Source organism: Paeniglutamicibacter sp. NPDC012692 (genome assembly GCF_042901625.1).
GTDB lineage: Bacteria > Actinomycetota > Actinomycetes > Actinomycetales > Micrococcaceae > Paeniglutamicibacter.
In genome coordinates this window covers 421,383-440,830 of the sequence record NZ_JBIBDE010000003.1, presented here as the reverse complement: position 1 = coordinate 440,830, position 19,448 = coordinate 421,383, and the positions used below count along the sequence as shown (strand labels likewise).

General features: G+C 66.8%; 19 protein-coding genes. 12 read left to right on the top strand and 7 right to left on the bottom strand.

Translation table 11 applies throughout. The features are described 5' to 3' along the window. Window positions 1–29: 29 nt before the first annotated feature. The 4 genes from ACFY5D_RS13960 (at window position 30) to ACFY5D_RS13945 (ending at window position 4,576) form a co-directional block, all read left to right on the top strand. Window positions 30–905, top strand: coding sequence for a DNA-formamidopyrimidine glycosylase family protein (locus ACFY5D_RS13960; protein ID WP_387530772.1), 876 nt, complete (start codon window positions 30–32; stop codon window positions 903–905). A gap of 112 nt (window positions 906–1,017) precedes the next feature. Beyond that, the gene (locus tag ACFY5D_RS13955; protein WP_387531061.1) at window positions 1,018–2,118 is read left to right on the top strand and encodes a pseudouridine synthase; all 1,101 of its coding nucleotides are present in this window, start codon (window positions 1,018–1,020) and stop codon (window positions 2,116–2,118) included. Between the two features lie 26 nt (window positions 2,119–2,144). Then, entirely contained in the window at window positions 2,145–2,750 is a 606-nt protein-coding gene (locus tag ACFY5D_RS13950; protein WP_387530769.1) for a DedA family protein, read from the top strand. A gap of 2 nt (window positions 2,751–2,752) precedes the next feature. Then, window positions 2,753–4,576 (top strand): hypothetical protein, encoded by a 1,824-nt coding sequence (locus tag ACFY5D_RS13945; protein ID WP_387530766.1) that lies wholly within the window; start codon window positions 2,753–2,755, stop codon window positions 4,574–4,576. A 26-nt stretch (window positions 4,577–4,602) separates the two neighbouring features. Here ACFY5D_RS13945 and ACFY5D_RS13940 read toward each other — a convergent pair whose 3' ends face one another. Beyond that, on the bottom strand, window positions 4,603–4,908 hold the full coding sequence (locus ACFY5D_RS13940) for a hypothetical protein (protein ID WP_387530763.1): 306 nt from the start codon (window positions 4,906–4,908) through the stop codon (window positions 4,603–4,605). 64 nt (window positions 4,909–4,972) lie between these two features. Here ACFY5D_RS13940 and ACFY5D_RS13935 point away from each other — a divergent pair, with 64 nt between their 5' ends. Further along, window positions 4,973–5,749 (top strand): DUF1684 domain-containing protein, encoded by a 777-nt coding sequence (locus tag ACFY5D_RS13935; RefSeq protein ID WP_387530761.1) that lies wholly within the window; start codon window positions 4,973–4,975, stop codon window positions 5,747–5,749. 71 nt (window positions 5,750–5,820) lie between these two features. Here ACFY5D_RS13935 and ACFY5D_RS13930 read toward each other — a convergent pair whose 3' ends face one another. Both ACFY5D_RS13930 and ACFY5D_RS13925 read right to left on the bottom strand, forming a co-directional pair. Then, window positions 5,821–6,600: an SDR family NAD(P)-dependent oxidoreductase gene (locus ACFY5D_RS13930; RefSeq protein WP_387530758.1), complete on the bottom strand. Its 780-nt coding sequence runs from the start codon at window positions 6,598–6,600 to the stop codon at window positions 5,821–5,823. Between the two features lie 211 nt (window positions 6,601–6,811). Further along, on the bottom strand, window positions 6,812–7,384 hold the full coding sequence (locus tag ACFY5D_RS13925) for a YdeI family protein (protein WP_387530755.1): 573 nt from the start codon (window positions 7,382–7,384) through the stop codon (window positions 6,812–6,814). Between the two features lie 183 nt (window positions 7,385–7,567). Here ACFY5D_RS13925 and ACFY5D_RS13920 point away from each other — a divergent pair, with 183 nt between their 5' ends. After that, a complete protein-coding gene (locus tag ACFY5D_RS13920; protein WP_387530752.1) occupies window positions 7,568–8,332 on the top strand; it encodes a hypothetical protein in 765 nt (254 codons plus the stop codon). Between the two features lies 1 nt (window position 8,333). Then, window positions 8,334–9,443 (top strand): tRNA-dihydrouridine synthase, encoded by a 1,110-nt coding sequence (locus tag ACFY5D_RS13915; RefSeq protein WP_387530749.1) that lies wholly within the window; start codon window positions 8,334–8,336, stop codon window positions 9,441–9,443. 100 nt (window positions 9,444–9,543) lie between these two features. On the opposite strand, the gene ACFY5D_RS13910 is transcribed toward ACFY5D_RS13915, so the two are convergent. Together ACFY5D_RS13910 and ACFY5D_RS13905 are read right to left on the bottom strand one after the other, a co-directional pair. Next, window positions 9,544–10,797: an MFS transporter gene (locus ACFY5D_RS13910; protein WP_387531058.1), complete on the bottom strand. Its 1,254-nt coding sequence runs from the start codon at window positions 10,795–10,797 to the stop codon at window positions 9,544–9,546. Window positions 10,798–10,938: 141 nt separating this feature from the next. Continuing rightward, complete coding sequence (locus ACFY5D_RS13905; protein WP_387530746.1) at window positions 10,939–12,186, bottom strand: M20 family metallopeptidase; 1,248 nt, start codon at window positions 12,184–12,186, stop codon at window positions 10,939–10,941. A gap of 118 nt (window positions 12,187–12,304) precedes the next feature. Here ACFY5D_RS13905 and ACFY5D_RS13900 point away from each other — a divergent pair, with 118 nt between their 5' ends. Next, window positions 12,305–13,336: an Lrp/AsnC family transcriptional regulator gene (locus tag ACFY5D_RS13900; protein ID WP_387530743.1), complete on the top strand. Its 1,032-nt coding sequence runs from the start codon at window positions 12,305–12,307 to the stop codon at window positions 13,334–13,336. 101 nt (window positions 13,337–13,437) lie between these two features. On the opposite strand, the gene ACFY5D_RS13895 is transcribed toward ACFY5D_RS13900, so the two are convergent. Continuing rightward, window positions 13,438–14,877, bottom strand: coding sequence for an MDR family MFS transporter (locus ACFY5D_RS13895; protein WP_387530741.1), 1,440 nt, complete (start codon window positions 14,875–14,877; stop codon window positions 13,438–13,440). 166 nt (window positions 14,878–15,043) lie between these two features. On the opposite strand from ACFY5D_RS13895, the gene ACFY5D_RS13890 reads away from it, so the two are divergent. Next, the gene (locus ACFY5D_RS13890; RefSeq protein ID WP_387530738.1) at window positions 15,044–15,583 is read left to right on the top strand and encodes an NUDIX hydrolase family protein; all 540 of its coding nucleotides are present in this window, start codon (window positions 15,044–15,046) and stop codon (window positions 15,581–15,583) included. Here the strand turns inward: ACFY5D_RS13890 and ACFY5D_RS13885 are convergent. Then, window positions 15,580–16,650: an FUSC family protein gene (locus ACFY5D_RS13885; RefSeq protein ID WP_387530735.1), complete on the bottom strand. Its 1,071-nt coding sequence runs from the start codon at window positions 16,648–16,650 to the stop codon at window positions 15,580–15,582. The two genes, ACFY5D_RS13890 and ACFY5D_RS13885, sit on opposite strands and share 4 nt — an antisense overlap. A gap of 311 nt (window positions 16,651–16,961) precedes the next feature. Here ACFY5D_RS13885 and ACFY5D_RS13880 point away from each other — a divergent pair, with 311 nt between their 5' ends. The 3 genes from ACFY5D_RS13880 to tgt all read left to right on the top strand — a co-directional run bounded on the left by ACFY5D_RS13880 (window position 16,962) and on the right by tgt (window position 19,414). After that, window positions 16,962–17,453 (top strand): hypothetical protein, encoded by a 492-nt coding sequence (locus ACFY5D_RS13880; protein ID WP_387530732.1) that lies wholly within the window; start codon window positions 16,962–16,964, stop codon window positions 17,451–17,453. A 60-nt stretch (window positions 17,454–17,513) separates the two neighbouring features. Next, window positions 17,514–17,960 carry a hypothetical protein gene (locus tag ACFY5D_RS13875; protein WP_387530729.1) on the top strand — a complete coding sequence of 149 codons (447 nt, stop codon included), beginning with the start codon at window positions 17,514–17,516 and terminating at the stop codon, window positions 17,958–17,960. A 146-nt stretch (window positions 17,961–18,106) separates the two neighbouring features. Beyond that, a complete protein-coding gene (gene tgt, locus ACFY5D_RS13870; protein WP_387530726.1) occupies window positions 18,107–19,414 on the top strand; it encodes a tRNA guanosine(34) transglycosylase Tgt in 1,308 nt (435 codons plus the stop codon). The last annotated feature ends 34 nt before the right edge of the window (window positions 19,415–19,448 follow it).

Sequence of the window (19,448 nt, the reverse complement as noted above, 5' to 3'; positions counted from 1 at the left end):
GCTAGTCTAGTGACCAGGGTCACTCGACTATGGGGGTCGGGTGCCCGACTAGGCGATTGGTGGTAAAGACAATGCCCGAAGGGGATACGGTTTTTCGCACGGCACGTCGATTGGAAGCCGCGCTGGCCGGCAGGCGGTTGAGTGTGAGCGACTTCCGGGTTCCGGAACACGCGACACTCTCCATAGTGGACTGGATGGTCGAGTCCGTGGTTTCACGAGGCAAGCATCTACTCATCCGCGTCAGGCCGCCGGCAAAGGTCGCGGCACCGCCGCTGAGCATCCACTCGCACCTGCTCATGGACGGGCACTGGGATGTCTACGCAACCGGCGAGCGCTGGCGCACCCCCGCATTCAAGGCCCGCGCGGTGCTTGGGAATCAGGCCTTCACCGCGGTCGGCTTCGACCTGGGGTTCCTGCACGTGCTGCGAACCGCCGACGAGGTCGAGGTCATCGGACACCTCGGACCCGACCCGCTGGGCCACTCGTGGGATCCGGAGGAGGCGGTGCGCCGCCTGTTGAGCAACCCCGAGCGGCCCATCGGCCTGGCATTGCTGGACCAACGGCTGATCAGCGGACTGGGCAACATCTACCGCTCGGAACTGCTCTTCGTCACGCGGGTGCACCCGCGGACCCCGGTGGGCGCGGTTGAGGACCTGGGCCACCTGGTGGACATCGCCCACCGGCTGCTGCACGCCAACAAGGACCGTGCCCGCCGGGTGACAACCGGCACCGACGGCATGAACCCCTACTGGGTGTACGACAGGGAGGGCCTTCCATGCATGCGCTGCGGCGGCTTGCTGCACAAGGATTCGCTCGCCGAATCCCCGCGCAGTGCCGAACGTGACGTGTATTTCTGCCCGGACTGCCAGAACGTCTACATTCCAACGAGTGAAACAGCGCATTAACGCATCACAGGTCCGTGGAGGACGTGGCCCGGCGGCTCCGATGCAGGCCCGGGCTGCGTTGGCCCGCGGCCGGACCCCTCGGCGGAAGCATGACACACTGGATTCCATGGCCATGCTCTCCCCCCTGCCCGTGCGCAACGGCGTCAACGCAACCCGGCTCCGCATCCCCTCCGCGGGGGACTGGGAGACGGTCTGCGACTACATGCTGCACCGGTTCGGGCACGTGGACGAGGCCGGCATCGTGCGCCGTTTCGAAACCGGCGAGGTGGTGGGCCTGGGCGGGGTGCCGCTTGAGCTGTCCACACCACTGGGCGCGCACGAATTCATTTGGTACTACCGGAACCTTCCCGTCGAGGAGGAAATCCCGTTCACCGAGTCGGTGCTGCACCACGACGAGCACCTGCTGGTCATCGACAAGCCACACTTCCTGCCCACCACCCCCGGCGGGCGCTTCATCCAGCAATCCGCGCTGGTTCGCCTGCGCAACCGGGTGGGCAACCCGGACTTGATACCCATGCACCGGCTAGACCGGGCGACCGCCGGCGTGCTGCTCTTCTCCACCAACCCGGACACCCGCGGCGACTACCAGACCCTCTTCGAGCGCCGCGAAATCTCCAAGACCTACGAGGCCGTCAGTGCCCTGGAGGACGTGGACGGACGCCCGGCGGGCGAGGTCATGGGCGTCGGCGGGCTCGGCGGGCGCGCGGAGGACCGCAGCGGCAACTTCGTCCCCGGTGCCGCGGGCCCGGGCAACAGCCTCCTGGATTCCGCGGGGCTTGAGGCTGCGCTGGAAAACCTTCCGCTGGTCTACCGGAACCGCATGAGCAAGATCAAGGGCCAGTTGCGCTCACTGGTTGAAGCCGGGGAACCGAACGCCGAATCGCTGGTCGAGCTGCTGGGCGTCGGGTCCTCCGCCGGCAACTTCGAGGGGCTGAAGGTCGCGAAGTTCCGGTTGAGCCCGCACTCGGGGAAGACCCACCAGCTGCGCGTGCACCTTGCGGCGCTGGGTCTGGGCATCCTGAACGACCCGTTCTACCCGACACTGCTGGACCTGGCGCCGGATGACTACACCCGGCCGCTGCAGCTGCTGGCCCGATCCATCTCCTTTGTCGATCCGATCAGCGGGGAACCCGTCACCTACACCTCCCGGCTTGAGCTCTCCGAGTCCCCGACGGCGCAGGCTCCGGGTGCGCCCGGGGTGGACCTGGGCTAGGGCCGGGCCCTGGGATGCCCGCCGGCATGGAATCAGCACTCGGGGATCTGCTTGATTCCTTGCTGGCCGGCGGTGAATTCTTCTACCCGGTGCTTTTCATCCTGGTGGCCATCGACGCACTGGTCCCCCCGATTCCCAGCGAGGTGCTGGCCATGGGCACCGGACCGATGGCCGAGGCGGGGCTGCTGAATCCGGTGACAGCTATTGCCGTCACCGCCGGCGCCTGTTTCGCCGGGGATGTTGCACTCTATGCGCTGTTCAAACACGGCGGGCGGTTCCTGACGCGCTACAGGTGGGGCCGCTGGCTGCACCGGAACATGACACGCCTGATGCTCAAGCTCGGAACCGGTGGCACCTACGCGTCGTTGCTGGGCATGCGGTTCCTGCCCGGCGGGCGCAGCGCCTCCATGGCGGCGGCCGGAATCGCCCGCATTACATGGCGTGTTTTTGCGCCCCTGGCGGCGGTCGGAGCCGTTCTGTGGGCGATCTGGATGCTGCTGCTGGGACGTCTGAGTGCCAATGTCACGGGATTTCCTGTCTGGGGTTCCACCATCGTGGGCATGATTTTCGGTACGCTGGTCGGAATCGTACTGGCCGGGGCGCTGGCCATGTATAGGCGACGAAGGGGCTGAACATGAGCACATCGGACACCCACACCACGGCCGCGTCCGCGGCCCTGGCCCGTCTTCGAAACGCCGCGTCCGAATCCGAAAACGGGTCGACGGACCCCGGCATCGCCGACGGTTCCGGGCTGGCTACAGCTGCCAAGGCCTCGCCGGCGCAACATGCTCCTGCGGTACCGCCTGCACCCAGCACCAACCTGCCGCCCACGGAGCAAGTCTCGGAGCGCATCGGCCACCCCGTACCGCGCCACCACGAGAAAGATCCGCAGGACCTCGACGAACTCCTGCACCCCGCACACCCGCAACCCCGCTCAGGGTCGCCCTTCAGGCACATGGACGGGGAAGCCGGGTCCGGCGCCGATCCAGCTGCCCCGAAAAAAGCCACGGCCCGGGCGGCAGCAATCCCGCCCAAGCCATCCACCGCCCCAAAACCTCCTGCCGCCCCGCTTGGCACCGCTGCCCCTTCGATGCCCGCCACCCCGGCCGGCGCGAGCGAGCCGGCGGCGGTTTCCGGAGGTTTCCCGACGGTCAACAACTGGCTGGATTCCCTGCCGGAACCCGAGTGGCAGCGGATCGGCGACAAGATCTACGCATCCCCCGCACGGTTCAAGGCCAGGCTTGTACGGGCAAGGGCCGAACGCGCGCGGGCGGTCGAGGCGCGCGAACGGACCAGGCTGATGGACGCCGCCCATGCAGAGGCCCTGGCCGAGGCAGCCCAACGCGCCGAAGCCGAACATGCAGCCCGTTTCCGAGCCGAGCAGGAACTCGCCGAACGGCAGCTCCTCGAGGAGGAACGCCAAGAGCGGCTCCTGGAGCAACATCGGCTTGAACAACAGCGTCTGGAACAGCAGCGCGTCGCCCCGATCCCGGACCCCAACACGATGGCGCTGCCCGCCGCGGCACAGCCGGCGCCAACCCGGGTGCCGGCGAGCGCCGACGAGCTTGCCGCCTTGGTGGCCAGCGCCAAGGCGGCAATCGACCGACAACAGGCCCTTGCCGAACCCCTCTACGTCGCCCCGTACACCCTGCCCGACACCGCTCCCGACCCGGAAGCCACGGCACAGGACAAGATCCGGCGCACGCTCTTCACGATTGCCGCCGCCATCATGGTCGTTGCCTCGATCCTCGGCACTGGAGCACTGGTGTCCGGGTCGGTTACCGGCCACGACACACTGCTGTCACTGGCCCCCGTTGCCTACACCTTGGTGCCGGTGATTTCTTTCTGGGCGCTGGCGGCATCGTTGTTTGCGTGGCATCCCTCCCAGATCTCCGCGGTGCGCCAGCGCGCCGTGGGCCGCACCTTCCCGACGGCACTGGCCGCTTCCGCGCTTTGGCTGGTGTCGGTGAACGCGGGATCCCTTTTCCTTGCCTTCGGCGCGGCGACCCTGACCGCGGGGTTGTTGCTGGTGACGGTGCGTGAACTGAACAGCCACACGGCCCGGAACACCACGGAACGCATGCTCACCGACGCCCCCGCGGGCCTGATGGCCGGCTTCTTCCTGGTGGTCTCCGCCGCGGCGTTTGCCGAGCTCTTGCACTCCTGGAACGTGTTCGTGTTCCCGGACGTCTTTGCCAGTCTGATCGTGCTCGGCCTGGGCTATGTCGCCATAGGCATGTCCCGGACCGAACGCGGGCGCATCGAACTGGCCGCGGGCTTCGCCTGGGGCATGCTCTGGCTGCTGGCGCCCCGGCTGGTCGGCCCCGACCGGTCCGTCTGGGTTGCGGTGTTGGCCGCCGTGGCGGGATTCGTGGTGCTCGTGGCCACGGAAAACCGCCGCTACCAGATCAACCATGCCGAGCGCCGGGCGGCCCGCGGCAAACGCACGGTGTACTGAAGCCCAGGAGCTCCAAGGCACGGCGCCTAGCGCCGCAGCACCACCCAGCGGCCCTTGACCCGGCGCAACACCACGAGCTTTTCGCTCACGGCAACGCCCTCCACCGCCGCGCGCATCAGCGCCGCGGATTCGATGCCGCGGGCGTCGGGTTGCCCGTCGTCCTCCACCGTGTAGCGCACGGTGATGCGCGGGACCCCGGCGATCACATCGAGTTGGTTCGCATCCACGTGGTGGCGTTCGGCCAGCGCCGCCACGGCCGTGTCCATGACGGCTTCCGGGGCATGTCCCGGGCGCAGGCCCATGATGTTCAGTTGTGCACGGTATGAAGGCATGTCACCCAGCCTAATGCGTGGGGCCGGCCCGGGACCGGATCGCCAAAGGTGGCAGACTGGATCCATGAGTGCACCAACAGATTTCGCCCTGTGGCGACGCATGCGCAACGAGGGACTGGCCGTTGAATTCGGCTGGTTGACCCTGAGCAGCTACCAGTGGCTGCCCGGCACGCCCGGGCACCTGGATTTGCTGCCCGGCCTCTGGAGCGCAGACGCCGACGGCGCCCGTGCCGTGTTTGCCCCCGGGGACGGTGTCACCGACACCGACGGACTGCCGCTGTCCGGCACGCAGGAGAAGCAGCTGGACGAGGACGAGTCGATCCACTTCGTGCGCGTCGGCGACGTCCTGGTCGAACTCGGCGTGCGCGACGGGCGGTACATGGTCCGCACCCGCAACCGCAGCCACCCCACGCTGCGCGAGTTCACCGGCGTGCCGGTCTTTGAGTACGACCCGGCGTTCCGCGTAGGGGGTCGCTTCACCGCGTTCGATTCCCCGCGTACGGTGCCGATCGGCAGCTTCCGCGAGGATGCGAACTTCACCGCCGAGCTGGTGGGCGAGGTTGAATTCGAGCTGGCCGGGCGGACCCACCGCCTTGCGGCGACCCAAAACGACAACGGTTCGCTGGTGCTGACCTTTGGCGATGCCACCAACGGCGTGAGCACCGCCGGCTGGCGCTTTGTCGGCGTCCCGGCCCCGGCTGCGGATGGTTCCGTCACCATCGATTTCAACCGCACCCTGAACTACCCGATGGCATTCTCGCCGTACGCCGTGTGCCCGGCGCCCGCCGCGGGAAACCGCCTGGACGTCCCGGTCACCGCAGGGGAACAGCTGCCGAAGTAACTGTTTTCGGTCGGATCCGCGGAGGGCCTGCGGCGTGATCGCCGCAGGCCCTCCGCCGTCGAACCGTCGTCCTACTTCGGCCCCATGCGGATGGCGCCATCGAGCCGGATGGTTTCGCCGTTGAGCATTTGGTTGGCCACGATGTGGGAAACCAGTGCCGCGTACTCCTCGGGCTTGCCCAAGCGGGCCGGATGCGGCACCTGTGCGCCGAGCGAGGCCTGTGCCTCGGCGGAAAGCGAGGCCATCATCGGGGTCTCGAAGATGCCCGGGGCGATGGTCATGACGCGGATGTAATGGCGGGCCAGTTCGCGGGCCAGCGGAAGCGTCATCGCGGCGACCGCACCCTTGGAAGCGGAGTACGCGGGCTGGCCGATCTGGCCGTCAAAGGCGGCAACCGAGGCGGTGTTGATGATGACTCCTCGCTCCGGCGTGCCCGTGGCGGCATCGGTGACGGTGTCCTGGGACGCCATCGCCTCGGCTGCAAGCCGGACCACGTTGAAGGTGCCGGTCAGGTTGATCGCGATGACCTTCTCGAAGTTCGCGAGCGGCAGCACGCCCTCGCGCCCCAGCACCTTGCCCGGGGTGGCGACGCCGGCACAGTTGACGACCACGCGCAGCGGGCCGAATTCCAGTGCCGCCGCGATGGCCGCGCGGACGTCGTCCTCGTTGGTGACGTCCGCCGCCACGAAGCGGGCCCGCTCCCCCAACGCCGCAGCGGTTTCCGCACCCTTGGATGAGGGGAGATCCAGCAACACCACCGATGCCCCCGCAGCGTGGAGGGCGCGGGCTGTTGCGGCACCCAGGCCGGAAGCCCCACCGGTGACAAGCGCTACGGAATCGGTGATCTGCATGAATCCTCCATCGTGAAAGTGTTCCGGCTCGGTGCCGGCCGGTGTCCCGGCGCATCCTTTTGAGTTAGCGGGTGTTAACTCATGCCAGCGTAGACCGGGAACGGCCGGGGCAAAAGGGTCTTGAATCCCGGGTGGACCGGCCGGAGCCGGTCCCGGGGAGCTCCATGAACACCCATGGGGAAAACGGATAGGCAAGCCCTCGGTCGAGAATCTAGAAGATACCTTGGCCTGCATCCAGCTTGGCAATGAATTCAGCGATTTTCCTCCGCCTGGTTTCCTCGCGTTTGACGGTGTGAAGCCGGTAGTAGATCGCGAAGCGTTCGCTGCCGCCCAGGGTTGCCAGCTTTTCCTGTGCAGCGGGATGCCCTTCCAGCGCCGCCACAAAGTCCTCGGGCAATTGAGCGTCCTTTTGCCCCGAGTAGGCACTGTCCCAGCGGCCGTCGGCCTTGGCGGCCTCCACGGCTGCGATTCCCGGGGACGCCATGAGTCCCGCATCGGTCAGCCGGGCGATGGTCTCCACGTTCTTGGCCGACCATTTGCTCTTAGTGGTTCGAGGCGTGAACCTGTTGCTGAAGCTTTCCTCGTCGCGGCTGTTGCGTCGACCGTCGATCCAGCCGAAACACAGCGCCTGGTCGACGGCCTGCGCGTAGGTCAGCTCGGTGACGCTGCCGCCCTTCTTGTGGAGCACCAGCTGCACGCCGGGGTGTGAAGCATGGTTCTCGTTCAGCCAGGACCGCCACGCGTCCTCGTCTGGTACCAGGAGTTCTTCAAGATCTATCGCCATGGAAACCATCCCATCACACCGCGGGCCCGGAACGGCGGGAACGCCACTTCAAACCTTGGCAGGCGATCCCGGGCCGTGTTGCTAGCATCCCAAGTAAGGCAACGAACCAGGATCATTCCGTTCCTTGGTTTCGGAACCCGCATTTGTCGCGAAAAACCCCGCCGATTTCCTGGAGGAACACCAATGTTGCGTGTCAGGCCGATTCTGCACACACCCCACACCACCGAATGGGCCGCGCTGTTCACCGCACTGGGTCTTGGTGAAATCCGGGTCGCGGGCAACGATCTTTCCACCGGTCTTGGCATTCCCGGGGGCCGGTGTTTTGCCGCGGGTTCCGGGCGCATCCTGCTATCCGAGTCGGACACGTTCGGAATCCAGCTGGGATTCGAGGTGCGTGACGTCCAGAAATTTGCGCAGTGGACCATCAGTGACGGAACACCGGTGCTCCTGCGAGCGGAAGGGGCCGATGGCGGTGCGGTGGAAGTTGCGGAAATCGTTGCGCCCGACGGGGTCTCCTTCGGCGCCCGCCCGGTCGACCCCTCGATCACCGCCGGAACGCCGGAGGCACCCGGCCTGCAGCAGCACGGCTTGGCCGTCGTGGCGCGCTGGGGCACGCCCGATGCCCCCGGGGCAATTTCCACGCTGGCAAACATCGGCGCTAAACCCGAGGCCGACGAAACCGGGGGCCGAGCGAGGTACCGGGCCAAGCATGGCGGCTACGTAGAGGTCCGCGAAAACCACGAGCCCGCGGTCGATTTCCTCCTCGAATGCACGGGTGCCGTTTCGGTCGTGGAAGAACGGCTGGTCCAGGCCGGATACGACGTGCTGGTCCTCGACCAGGGCCCGCACGCGGGCCTTTCGGTGCGCCATCCCGACTCCGGGCGGCTGCAGGTCACCTGCACTGGCGCCCCGGGGAATAGCGTTCCCGGCGAACCGGTTGGATCCTGACATGAGCAAGCTTTTTGCCCGGGCAACCCTGGGCACTCCGGACGGAACCGGACTGGAACTGCGCAACCGCGCGGTACTGGCACCGATGTGCCAGTACTCGATCACCAAGCGCGACGGGGTGCCGCATGCATGGCAGATGACCCACCTGGGGGCCAGGGCAGCCGGCGGGTTCGGGCTGGTGTACACCGAGGCCACGGCAGTCACCGCGCAGGGGCGCATCAGCGACCAGGACACCGGCATCTGGAACGACGAACAGGCCGCAGCGTGGGCGCCGATCGTCGAATTCATCCACAGCCAGGGGGCCGCCGCCGGGATCCAGCTGGCCCATGCGGGAGGCAAGGCCTCCACCTACGCCTGGCTGCCGGGCCACACGGCCGCAGGGCAACGCGGGAACCTGCGTCCCCGGGACGGAGGCTGGGAAACCATCGGCCCGTCCGCCACGGACGTGCTGGGGCTGGCCCCGGCGACGGCCATGACGCAGGAGCAGATCGACGCGTCGGTCGCGGACTGGGCCTCCGCCGCCCGTCTGGCGGACGCCGCGGGGTTCGACGTCGTGCAGATCCACGCGGCCCACGGCTACCTGATCCACCAGTTCCTCTCCCCCTTGACCAACACGCGTACGGACTCCTACGGCGGCGGCTACGACAACCGGACGCGCTACGCACGCGAGGTTATCGCCGCGGTGCGCGAGGCGTGGCCGGCACACAAGCCGCTGGCGATCAGGCTGTCCGGCGATGACTGGGTCGAGGGAGGCTGGCGCATCGCCGACACGACACGTTTCGCCGCCGAGGTCTACGAGTTGGGCGTCACCGCCTTCGACCTCTCCAGCGCCGGGATCGGCGCCTATCACGGGCCCAGCGGACCGGGCTTCCAGGTGTCGCTGGCCGCGGCGGTCAAGGCCGCAGTGCCCGGCGCGTTCGTCACAGCGGTCGGCATGATCACCGAACCGGCCCAGGCCGAACAGGTCCTGGTGACGGGGGCGGCCGACGGGGTGTCGATCGGCCGGGCGGCGTTGAAGAACCCGAACTGGCCGGCGATCGCGGCCGCCGAACTCGGCGAACCGCACGAGAACATCCCGTTCCCCGCCCAGTACTGGCGCGCCAACTGGTAGCCGGCCGCTGGTAACGGGCCCGGCCCGCCGACCCAAAAACGTCCGGGCGCGCACCCCCTGTGGAGTGCGCGCCCGGACGTTTTGGTGCGTTGGGTGCCTGCTAGCCGTTCAGGTCCTTGCCCGCGGATTCGGGCAGCTTGTAGGCGGTGACGGCGCTGGTCAACAGCAGGACCATGGCGTAGATCGAGAAGGCCATGGCGCCGGCCGGCCCGAACCAGGCGGCGAAGCCTGCCTGCAGGAAGGCCGCGGTGCCGCCGAAGGCCGCGACGCAGATGGCGTACGGGATGGCCACGCCGACGGTGCGGATCGCGGTCGGGAACAGCTCGGCGTAGACGGCCGGGACGATCGAGGCGGATGCGGCGATGAAGATGAGCATGACCGACATCGAGATGAACAGTTGCCAGGCCTCGCCGCGTACGAACGACGCCATCGGGATCTGCAGGGCGGCGGCGCCGACGCAGGAGATGATCAGGACCGGGCGGCGGCCGATGCGGTCGGAAAGCTTGCCCCAGAACGGCAGCGCGATCATGAAGACGATGTTCGCGGCGACGCCGGTCCACAGCGCCGCGGCCGGATCCATCTTCAGGGTGGAGATGGCGTAGGCGGGGGTGGAGATCGACCAGATGTAGTAGACCACGGTCAGGCCGACGGTCAGGCCGATGACCTGCAACGCCTTGCGCCAGTTGGAGACGATCTGCGAGAACACCGAGGGGCCGCGGGTGCCCAGCTCGGCCTTGGCGGCCTTCTGCTCCTCGAACTGCTTGGTCTCCTTCAGGCGCGAACGCATGATCAGGGTGTACAGGCCCATCAGGGCGCCGATGGCGAACGGGATGCGCCAGCCGAAGCCCGCCATCTGTTCCTTGCTCAGCGTCATGGTCAGGATGGCGCCGAGCAGGGTGCCGACGACGATGCCTGCGGTGCCGGAGAAGTAGATCAGCGTGGAGTACAGGCCGCGCTTGGGGGCCGGTGCCATCTCGGCCAGGTAGGTCTGTGCGCTGGGCATCTCGCCGCCGTGCGCCAGGCCCTGCAGCAGGCGGGCCACCAGCAGGATCAGCGAGGCGGCCGCGCCGATGGACTCGTACGTCGGGGTGATGGCGATGATCAGCGAGCCCACCGAGGCCAGTGCCACCGCGAAGGTCATGGCGGCCTTGCGGCCGACCTTGTCACCGATCAGGCCGAAGACCAGTCCTCCGAAGGGGCGCGCCACGAAACCGACCGCGAAGATCGCCATGGTGGCCAGGAACGCCGAGGTCGCATCCGCCTTGGAGAAGAGCTGGCCGGAGATGAAGGAGGCGAACGTTGCGTAGATGGCCCAGTCGAACCATTCCACGGCGTTGCCGGCCCCGATGCCCATCAGGGTCTTGGCCTTGGATTGCGGGCGTCCGCCGTGCGGGCCGGCGGGAAGCGTGTCGGACTCGGTGGCCGGGGAGGTTTTCTCGGTGATGCTCATGGTGTCTGGTTCCTTCGGTGCGGGCGTGGGAGACATGGGCGCGGGTTAGTTTGCCGCGGATGCACGAAGTGCTTGAAGCCGGCTGACGGCCAGGTGCGTGTAGAGCGCGGTGCCGCTGGAGAGCACCGAGTCATCGAACCTGGCATAGGGCGAGTGGTTGTACTCGGCCGTGGCCAGGTCGGCGCCGGGGGTCAGCGCGGAGAGGAAGAGGAAGGAACCCGGAACCTCGTTCAGGACGCGGGAGAAGTCCTCGCTGCCGGCCAGCGGATCGCGCATGGCCTTGTAGCCGGTTGCATCAAAGAGTTCCTCGACCACGTTGCGTGCGAAGAGCGTCTCCGACTCGTTGTTGATGGTGGTGGGGTACTCCGTCTGGTAGTTGACGGTGACCTCGAGGCCGTGGGCCCGGGCGATGCTCTGCAGCAGCTGCGGAACCGAGGACTGGAGCTTCTCGTGGGCCTCGTTGCTGAAGGAGCGGATGGTCGCCTCGAAGTATGCGGTGTCCGGGATGATGTTGCGCACCGTGCCGGCACGCAGCACGCCCACGGAGATGACCACCGGGTCGAAGATGTTGAACTGCCGGGTGACCATGGTCTGCAGTGCGGTGACCATTTCCGCGGCGGCGGTGACCGGGTCCTTGGCGGCGAAGGGGGCCGAGCCATGCCCGCCGGCGCCGTGCACCGTGACGAACAGGCCGTCGCTGGCGCTCATGATCGGGCCGCTCTTGGCGGTGAACACGCCGGTTTCCTCCATGGCACTCATGACGTGCAGGCCGAAGGCGGCATCGACCTTCTTGCCCGAGGCCTCCAGCACGCCTTCGCGCACCATGTACGAGGCGCCGTCGTAGCCCTCCTCGCCGGGCTGGAACATCAGGACGACGTCCCCGGCCAGCGATTCGCGGCGTTCGGCCAACAGCGTTGCGGCACCGGCAAGCATGGAGGTGTGCAGGTCGTGCCCGCAGCCGTGCATGGTGTCGCCGGTCTGCGAGGCGTACTCGACGCCCGACTTTTCCTGCAGCGGCAATCCGTCCATGTCGCCGCGCAACAGCACCGCGGGGCGCTCGCCGACCGGAAGGTCGGCCGCGGCGCCGCCGCGCAGGACGGCGGTGACCGAGGTCAGGTCCTTGCCCAGGCTGATTTCGTAACCCAGCGGCTCCAGCCATTCCAGCACCCGTTCCTGGGTGCCGGGCAGCTGCAGCCCAACCTCGGGCGCCCGGTGCAGCGCGTGGCGCAGCGCCGTGATCTCCGGCGCCAGCTCCTGCGCGTCCTGGAGGATTGAGGTTGATGAGTTGCTCATGCCGGGGTCACTTCCTGTAGTTCGGTGATTTCGATTCATATTTCGTGATCCGTATCACTTTCGATAGTGAGGCATGTGCAGGATGATGGGATAAAATTCGATAAAAATTGCGCGAAGCATGCCAAAAACCGCGATCTTGTGCACGCGACTCTGGGAGCTGAATGTGGAATTACCCGTCGAAGACCTTCAACTGGTCCATGCGCTCCAGATCGCGCCGCGCGCCAGCTGGGCAGAGTTGGGTGCCGTACTGGGCCGACACCCCGCCACGGTCTCCGCGCGGTGGAACAAATTGCGCGAGGACCGCATGGCCTGGGTGCTGGGCCACCTGGGCGGGTTTCCCGAACAGCATTGCACCGCCTTTGTCGAGGTGCTGGTGAACCCGGAACTCATCGAGCAGGCCACCATAGACCTCTGCGCCATTTCGCAGGTGCTCACGGTTGACGATGCGAGCAGCACAGCCGATTTCCGACTCACCTGCCTCGCCGCAGACTGGCTCACCATGGCCCGTGAGGTGTTGCCGCAGATCCGCAATGCCACCGGGGTCCAGCGCATCAAGGTGTCGCTGTGCACCAGGCTCTTCGCCACGGGCAACATCTGGCGACTGGACGTGCTCTCCCCCGCGCAAAAGGCATCCCTGCAAAGGCTTAGCCAGCCTCCCACGGCCCAGCCGACCATCATCCCGGATACGTTCTGGCCGATGCTGCACGTGCTGATGCGTGACGGGCGCGCCACCGCCACGGAAATCGCCCAGGCCACCGGCCAGCACCCATCCACGACCGGCCGCGCGTTGAAGACGGCGCTGGAAACGGGCATGGTGACGCTGCGCTGCGAACTGGCCAGCCACTACACCGGCTACCCGCTGACCGTCCAGTGGTTCGCCCGTGTTCCTGCGGGTTCCGAGGACGCGGTGGCGGCATTCCTGACGGAGCATCGCACGCTGCGCCTGTGCGCCTCGACTACCGGGGCCGCGAACTTCACCTTCACGATGCAGCTGCGCACGCCCGCCGACGTCGCCGACATCGAAGCCCGGCTTGCGGCCCGCGTGCCCGGGGTTGTCATCGTCGAATCGTGCGTCGGCGTCCGCTCGTTCAAGCGCATGGGATGGATGCTGGATTCGGAGGGACGGCCGACCGGCGAGGTCGTCGTCTGACCGGCCCGGCGCCAGCGGCCCGGATTGGGACTTAACGCACCGATGCCCCCGGCCGGCGACGGTCAGGGGCATCGGGGCAGGCGGCAGGCGCCCAGATTTGGCTAGTGTGCGTGCGCCTTCTCGGAGAGTTCCTCGGCGGGGGCCTTGGACAAGAACGTTGCAACGACAACCATGCCGACAGCGCAGATCGCGGCGACGGTGAAGCCCGCGGAGAACCCGGAGATCTGTGCGGAGATCGGGTCGGTCCCGCCCGCGGCACCCGCGGAAATACGCGAGGCCAGCACGCCGACCAGCAGCGCGGTGCCCGCGGCGCCGCCCAGCTGCTGGAGGGTGCTGAGCACGGCCGAACCGTGCGAGTGCAGCGAGTGCGGCAACGGGTTCAGCGCGGTGGTGAACGCCGGGGTGAAGATCAGCGCGAGGGACAGCGACATGGTCAGGTGCAGGCCGATGATCACGGGGATCGGGGTCTCGGCGCCGAGCAGGCGTGAGTACCCGAAGAGCACCAGTGCCAGGATGACGGAGCCGGGGATGACCAGCGGGCGCGGTCCGACCTTGTCATAGGCGCGTCCCACGAACGGGGCCAGCAGGCCCATGAGCAGGCCGCCGGGCAGCAGCATCAGGCCGGTGGCCAGCGTGTCCAGGCCGCGCACGTTCTGCAGGTACATCGGCAGCAGGATGATGACGCCGAACAGCGCCACCATGGCCAGCACCATCAACACCAGCGAGAGCGTGAACGGGCGGTAGGTGAACGGGCGCATGTCCAGCAGCGCGTGGTCCTTGCGCTGCAGCTTCAGCTGCAGCATCACGAACGTCACCAGCGCCAGCACCGCAACCACCAACACGGCCAGCGTCGTTGCGTCGAGGCCGCTGGAGGAAAGCTTGCTCAGCCCGTAGACCAGGCCGCCGAAGGCCGGGACGGAAAGGAGGATCGAGGGGATCGACAACGGCGTGCCAGAGGCCTCGGCGTTCTTGTTCAGGCGCGGGGCACCGATGATCAGGGCGGCGATCGCGATCGGCGCGACGATCAGGAACATGAAGCGCCAGTTCAGGAACTGCAGGATCAACCCGGAGATCGTCGGGCCGATGGCCGGGGCCACGGAGATCACGATCGACACGTTGCCCATGATCACGCCGCGGCGGTGGGCCGGCACCAGGTCAAGGATGGTGGTCATCAGCAGCGGCATCATGATCGCGGTGCCGGAAGCCTGGATCACGCGGGCACCGAGCAGCATTCCGAAGCTCGGGGACGCCGCGGCAAGCAGGGTGCCGGCGGAGAACAGCCCCATGGCCAGCAGGAAAACCCCGCGGGTGCTGAAGCGTTGCAGCAGGAAACCGGTGGCCGGGATGACAACGGCCATGGTGAGCATGAAGATCGTGGCCAGCCACTGGATGGCGTCCTCGCTGACCTTGAATTCGTGCATCAGCACGGGCAAGGCCACGTTCATGATCGTCTCGTTGAGGATCACGATGAAGGCGGAAATGATCAGCACCGTAATGGTGGCCAGGTCCTTGGGATTGAGCCGGGTATTGGTCTCGGTCACGAAGTGTGGCCTCTTCCATGAAGTGTTTGGTTTTTGGTGAACATCTGAGTCTAGCGTTCGAGACCGCCATTTCATTCCCGGGGAAGGGTTAACTCTTGGCACCCCGCTGGACAACACGGCGACTCCAAGATCGCCATTGCGCCACCCATGCGCCAAGATGGAGAACATGAACGTACGCACTCCGGATCCATACCCCGGCTGGTTGTCAGACGAAGACCTCTATGAGGCTCGTGCCCGCCTACCGATGCTCTACGTCGAGGCGATCCCGGTCCGGCTGGATCCCCTCGGCTACGTCACCGAAATCGGCCTGCTGCTGACCGCGGATCCGGAGGGCCGGATGCTGCGCACCTTCGTCTCTGGCCGGGTCGTGTACCGCGAGACGATTCGCGCGGCGCTCATCCGCCACATCGAAAAGGACCTGGGTCCGATGGCCATGCCGCAGCTGCCGCCAAGCCCCGCCCCCTTCACCGTTGCCGAGTACTTCCCGTCCCCCTCGGAGACCGGACTGACCGACGAGCGCCAGCATGCCGTGGCGATGGCCTACATCGTGCCGATGCGCGGCGAATGCTCGCCGCGCCAGGACGCGCTCGAGCTGACCTGGCTGACCCCGGAAGAAGCGCTGAGCCCGAACATCCAGGAAGAGTTCGCCGGCGGCCGCGGGAACCTGGTGCGCCAGGCCCTCGCCCACGTGGGCTACATCCGCTAGACATCCGGCTTCGCTGTGCGGCGCCTGTACCAGGTGCCGCACAGCGAACCCAGCAGCACCACCGCGATGCCAACGACGGCGCCGATCACGGTCTCCAGCACGCGGTCGTACAACAGCTTGGTGCTCAGCCCCGTGCCGATCGAGGCTCCCATCAGGGCCAGCGGGGTCACGAAGATCTGGGCAATGAAGTAGTTCCGGGCGATGAACAGCTCGGCGCACACCTGCAGCAACCCGATCAGGACCAGCAGCACCCACACCGGCGGCTGGAACGCGATGATGGCGGCCATCAGCACAATGCCCGTGAGCGTGCCGAGCACGCGGTGGATTCCCCTGCGTACCCGGTGCCGGGTGGTGTGCCCGACCAGCGGCACCACCGCGGCGACCATGGCCCAATAGCTGTGCCCGGTGAGGAGCGTCGGCGCCAGCAGGTTGGCGATGCTGCCGGCCAAACCCGCGGCAATCACATAGAAGAATGCCTCCCACCAGATGGCCGTGCGCACGCTCTTGGACAGGGTCGGCAGGCGCGTGCGCACTCCCCAGCCCTTGGAACCGGGAAACAGGATGCCGGAAAAACCGATCACGATGGCCAGAAGCACCGCAACCAGCGCGGCGCCCAAAGACTGGGCCACCGGCGGCTGGGTTGGCATCGAGGCGATCGCGGCGAAGGCGAAGATATGGAAGAGCGACCCGCCGGGGCGCAGTTGCAGCAGGCCGGCGGCCACCGCACAGACGCCGGAGACCACCGTGGTCAGCGCGACGATCGTCCATGCCCCGCGCCCCGGATCCGCATGGTCCACCAGGTAGGTGGAGCACAGCGCTGCCAGCAGGATCACGGCGAGGAACAGCGCTCCCGCCTTGGACTGGGCAACCAGCCGGTTCGCGTAGCCCGGCACGCGGCCATAGACGCCGGTGAAGGCGCCGAAGACCACGAACGGCACCAGGTCCAGCCGGCCCATCGCCAGCAGCGCCAAGAGCGGGACGAACACGCCGATGCCCGTGCGCAGTGCAATCCAATGGTCGTCCCGTGCCGGGCCTAGCGTCAGCAGTCCCCCGAATTTTTCGCTCATCTGGGCAACTCCGCTTCCATTCACCGGCTCACATGGATCCGCTTCCATTTTCCGATTTCCAACGGTACGCCCGGAACCGGGAATCTCCGCACGACTGTGACCCGGCAGATGCTGTGGAGTGAGCCAACGCACCAGCTGGTTTCCCGGTTCCATCGAAGTCAAACACCGTCCGGCAAAAGTTCCGGATGCATCTGCCTGGCGGCTTGGCTTCGGTCAGTGGTAGGCATTGTCCACACGCCCGTCCGCGCTAGACTCAATCAACCTTCCGACGTCTGGTTTCGGTCAGGGAAACAACCGCTTGGGGGTGCGCGGTGGGATACAAGCTTCAAAAGGCAGACTTCTTTTCCGAGTCCGCGGTGTACGGGCTGGTCGTCGTTTCGACCATGCTCCTCGTCACCAACCGATACGAGGCCACCTCGCACGAGGTCTTCGTCAAGGTCCTGGGGACGGTCGTGGTCTTCTGGCTCGCGCATGCCTTCTCCATGGCGGTCTCCCGTATGGGTATGGTGGCCGACACCAAGTCCCCTTTCAGGGAGTCCCTCCGTTATGCCTCCGTCCATTCCCTGGGCCTGCTCATTGCCGCGGTGGTTCCGTTGGCGATAGTGCTGCTGGGCGTGGTGGACCTGATCAGTGACGACACAGCCGTGTGGATCGCGCTCTGGGTGGATGCGGCCCTGCTGGGACTTCTCGGCTTTTTCGCATCTGCCGCATGGACCCGCAAGACGTCGCTGCGTCTCAGGGTGGGGACCGGGACGGCTTTGCTGGGCGTGTGCATCGTCTTGCTCAAGGCATTCATTCACTAGGGCCGCCCACAGCCGCGTGCACCGGGCGGCCGGAACGCGGCGGAAGGCACGGAGGATCAAGTGGCTTGGACACAACGTACGGCAACTGCGGCGCTGGTCGCCGTGGCACTCACCGGGTGTTCCGCCAGCTCAGATCGCGGCGAATCGATACCGGATTCCTGCGACGGAGGAGGGGGCGTTGCCACACCCAAAACGGCGATGGAGATCCTGCTTGTAGCCGCAAGCCAGTCCGATGCCGCCTTGGCGTGCACCGTGACCACGGGCACCCCGGAGGGCAAGGACCTGGGGCGGGAGCTTGAGAAGCTGCGCATCGCGGCCCGCGAGCAGGGAATCACCGCGGAAAACGTCCGGATGGTGAAGATCGGGGAAGTCGAGCTGGAGACCGGAAGCTATACGCTAAGCGGCGGACCGGTCAACGATCTTGAACCACTGACCTTCCAGATCATCCAGCTGAAGGACACCGGCTACCGCGTCTTTTTCCCCGTCCCTGAGAAGTTTGACCTGTGAGGCCTGTTTGCCGCGATCCGCCGACGCCCCGCTGAATCGATTGTGCGGCAGCGAACGACGCATGCAAAAGGCCTGAACAACCGACGGTGAGCCACCGCACGTCCGGTTTTTCCGCCTATCGCCTGAGCATGCGGCACACTAGATAGGTGCCCCACGATTCATTTGACCCCACAGCGTCCCATCCACGCCAGACCGATTTCTCCTTCGAGGTCGGGACCCGGCTGACCAACCCCGACGGCTCGAAGGCGCTCGGGCGCACCGGTGTCATCAAGACCCCGCACGGTGAGATCAAGACCCCCGCATTCATTGCCGTGGGCACCAAGGCCACGGTCAAGGCGATCCTTCCGGAAGCCGTCGCTGAGCTCGGCGCCCAGGCCGTGCTCGCCAACGCCTACCACCTGTACCTGCAGCCGGGTTCCGACCTGCTCGACGCCGCCGGCGGCCTGGGCAAGTTCATGAACTGGTCCGGCCCCACCTTCACCGACTCGGGCGGATTCCAGGTCATGAGCCTGGGCTCGGGCTTCAAGAAGGTCATCGACATGAACCTGGTGGACCAGTCCGGGCCGGACGACGCGGTCGCCCCGGGCAAGGAACGCCTGGCAAACGTGGACGAGGACGGGGTCTGGTTCAAGAGCCACCTCGACGGCACCAAGCACCGCTTCTCCCCCGAGATCTCCATGAAGGTCCAGCACGAGATCGGCGCGGACATCATGTTCGCGTTCGACGAGCTGACCACCCTGCAGAACTCCCGCGGCTACCAGGTCGAATCCCTCGAACGCACCCGCCGATGGGCCGAGCGCTGCGTCCGCGAGCACTTCAACCTCACCGACGACCGCGTCGGCAAGGAATACCAGGCGCTCTTCGGCGTCATCCAGGGCGCCCAGTACGAGGACCTGCGCCGCAAGGCCTGCCAGGACCTCGGCGCCATGGCCTTCGACGGCTTCGGCATCGGCGGCGCGCTGGAGAAGGAAAACCTGGGCACCATCGTGGGCTGGTGCGCCGAGGAACTTCCGGAAAACAAGCCGCGCCACCTGCTGGGCATTTCCGAGCCCGACGACATCTTCACGGCCATCGAAAACGGTGCTGACACCTTCGACTGCGTCTCCCCCACCCGGGTGGCCCGCAACTCGGCGTTCTACACCCCGCACGGCCGCTTCAACCTCTCGGGCAGCCGCTACAAGCGGGACTTCACCCCGCTCTCCGAGGACTGCGGCTGCTACACCTGCCAGAACTACACCCGCGCCTACATCCAGCACATGTTCAAGTCGAAGGAGATCCTCAGCCACACGCTGATCTCCATCCACAACGAACACTTTGTGGTGAAGATGGTCGACGACGCGCGCCAGGCCATCGAGGACGGCACCTTCCACGAGATGAAGGCCGACGTCATGACCCAGTACTACGCCGGCAAGCCGGACCCGCAGGGCCTCCCGGTTCTGGTCACCACGGCTTAACCGCCTCACGAGGGCAGGGGATGCCGCGTCGGCA

Coding starts and splice junctions, on each gene's coding strand:
- ACFY5D_RS13960 (WP_387530772.1), top strand. CDS start 30: ATGGGGGTCGGGTGCCCGACTAGGCGATTGGTGGTAAAGACAATGCCC.
- ACFY5D_RS13955 (WP_387531061.1), top strand. CDS start 1,018: ATGCTCTCCCCCCTGCCCGTGCGCAACGGCGTCAACGCAACCCGGCTC.
- ACFY5D_RS13950 (WP_387530769.1), top strand. CDS start 2,145: ATGGAATCAGCACTCGGGGATCTGCTTGATTCCTTGCTGGCCGGCGGT.
- ACFY5D_RS13945 (WP_387530766.1), top strand. CDS start 2,753: ATGAGCACATCGGACACCCACACCACGGCCGCGTCCGCGGCCCTGGCC.
- ACFY5D_RS13940 (WP_387530763.1), bottom strand. CDS start 4,908: ATGCCTTCATACCGTGCACAACTGAACATCATGGGCCTGCGCCCGGGA.
- ACFY5D_RS13935 (WP_387530761.1), top strand. CDS start 4,973: ATGAGTGCACCAACAGATTTCGCCCTGTGGCGACGCATGCGCAACGAG.
- ACFY5D_RS13930 (WP_387530758.1), bottom strand. CDS start 6,600: ATGCAGATCACCGATTCCGTAGCGCTTGTCACCGGTGGGGCTTCCGGC.
- ACFY5D_RS13925 (WP_387530755.1), bottom strand. CDS start 7,384: ATGGCGATAGATCTTGAAGAACTCCTGGTACCAGACGAGGACGCGTGG.
- ACFY5D_RS13920 (WP_387530752.1), top strand. CDS start 7,568: ATGTTGCGTGTCAGGCCGATTCTGCACACACCCCACACCACCGAATGG.
- ACFY5D_RS13915 (WP_387530749.1), top strand. CDS start 8,334: ATGAGCAAGCTTTTTGCCCGGGCAACCCTGGGCACTCCGGACGGAACC.
- ACFY5D_RS13910 (WP_387531058.1), bottom strand. CDS start 10,797: ATGGGCATCGGGGCCGGCAACGCCGTGGAATGGTTCGACTGGGCCATC.
- ACFY5D_RS13905 (WP_387530746.1), bottom strand. CDS start 12,186: ATGAGCAACTCATCAACCTCAATCCTCCAGGACGCGCAGGAGCTGGCG.
- ACFY5D_RS13900 (WP_387530743.1), top strand. CDS start 12,305: ATGCCAAAAACCGCGATCTTGTGCACGCGACTCTGGGAGCTGAATGTG.
- ACFY5D_RS13890 (WP_387530738.1), top strand. CDS start 15,044: ATGAACGTACGCACTCCGGATCCATACCCCGGCTGGTTGTCAGACGAA.
- ACFY5D_RS13885 (WP_387530735.1), bottom strand. CDS start 16,650: ATGAGCGAAAAATTCGGGGGACTGCTGACGCTAGGCCCGGCACGGGAC.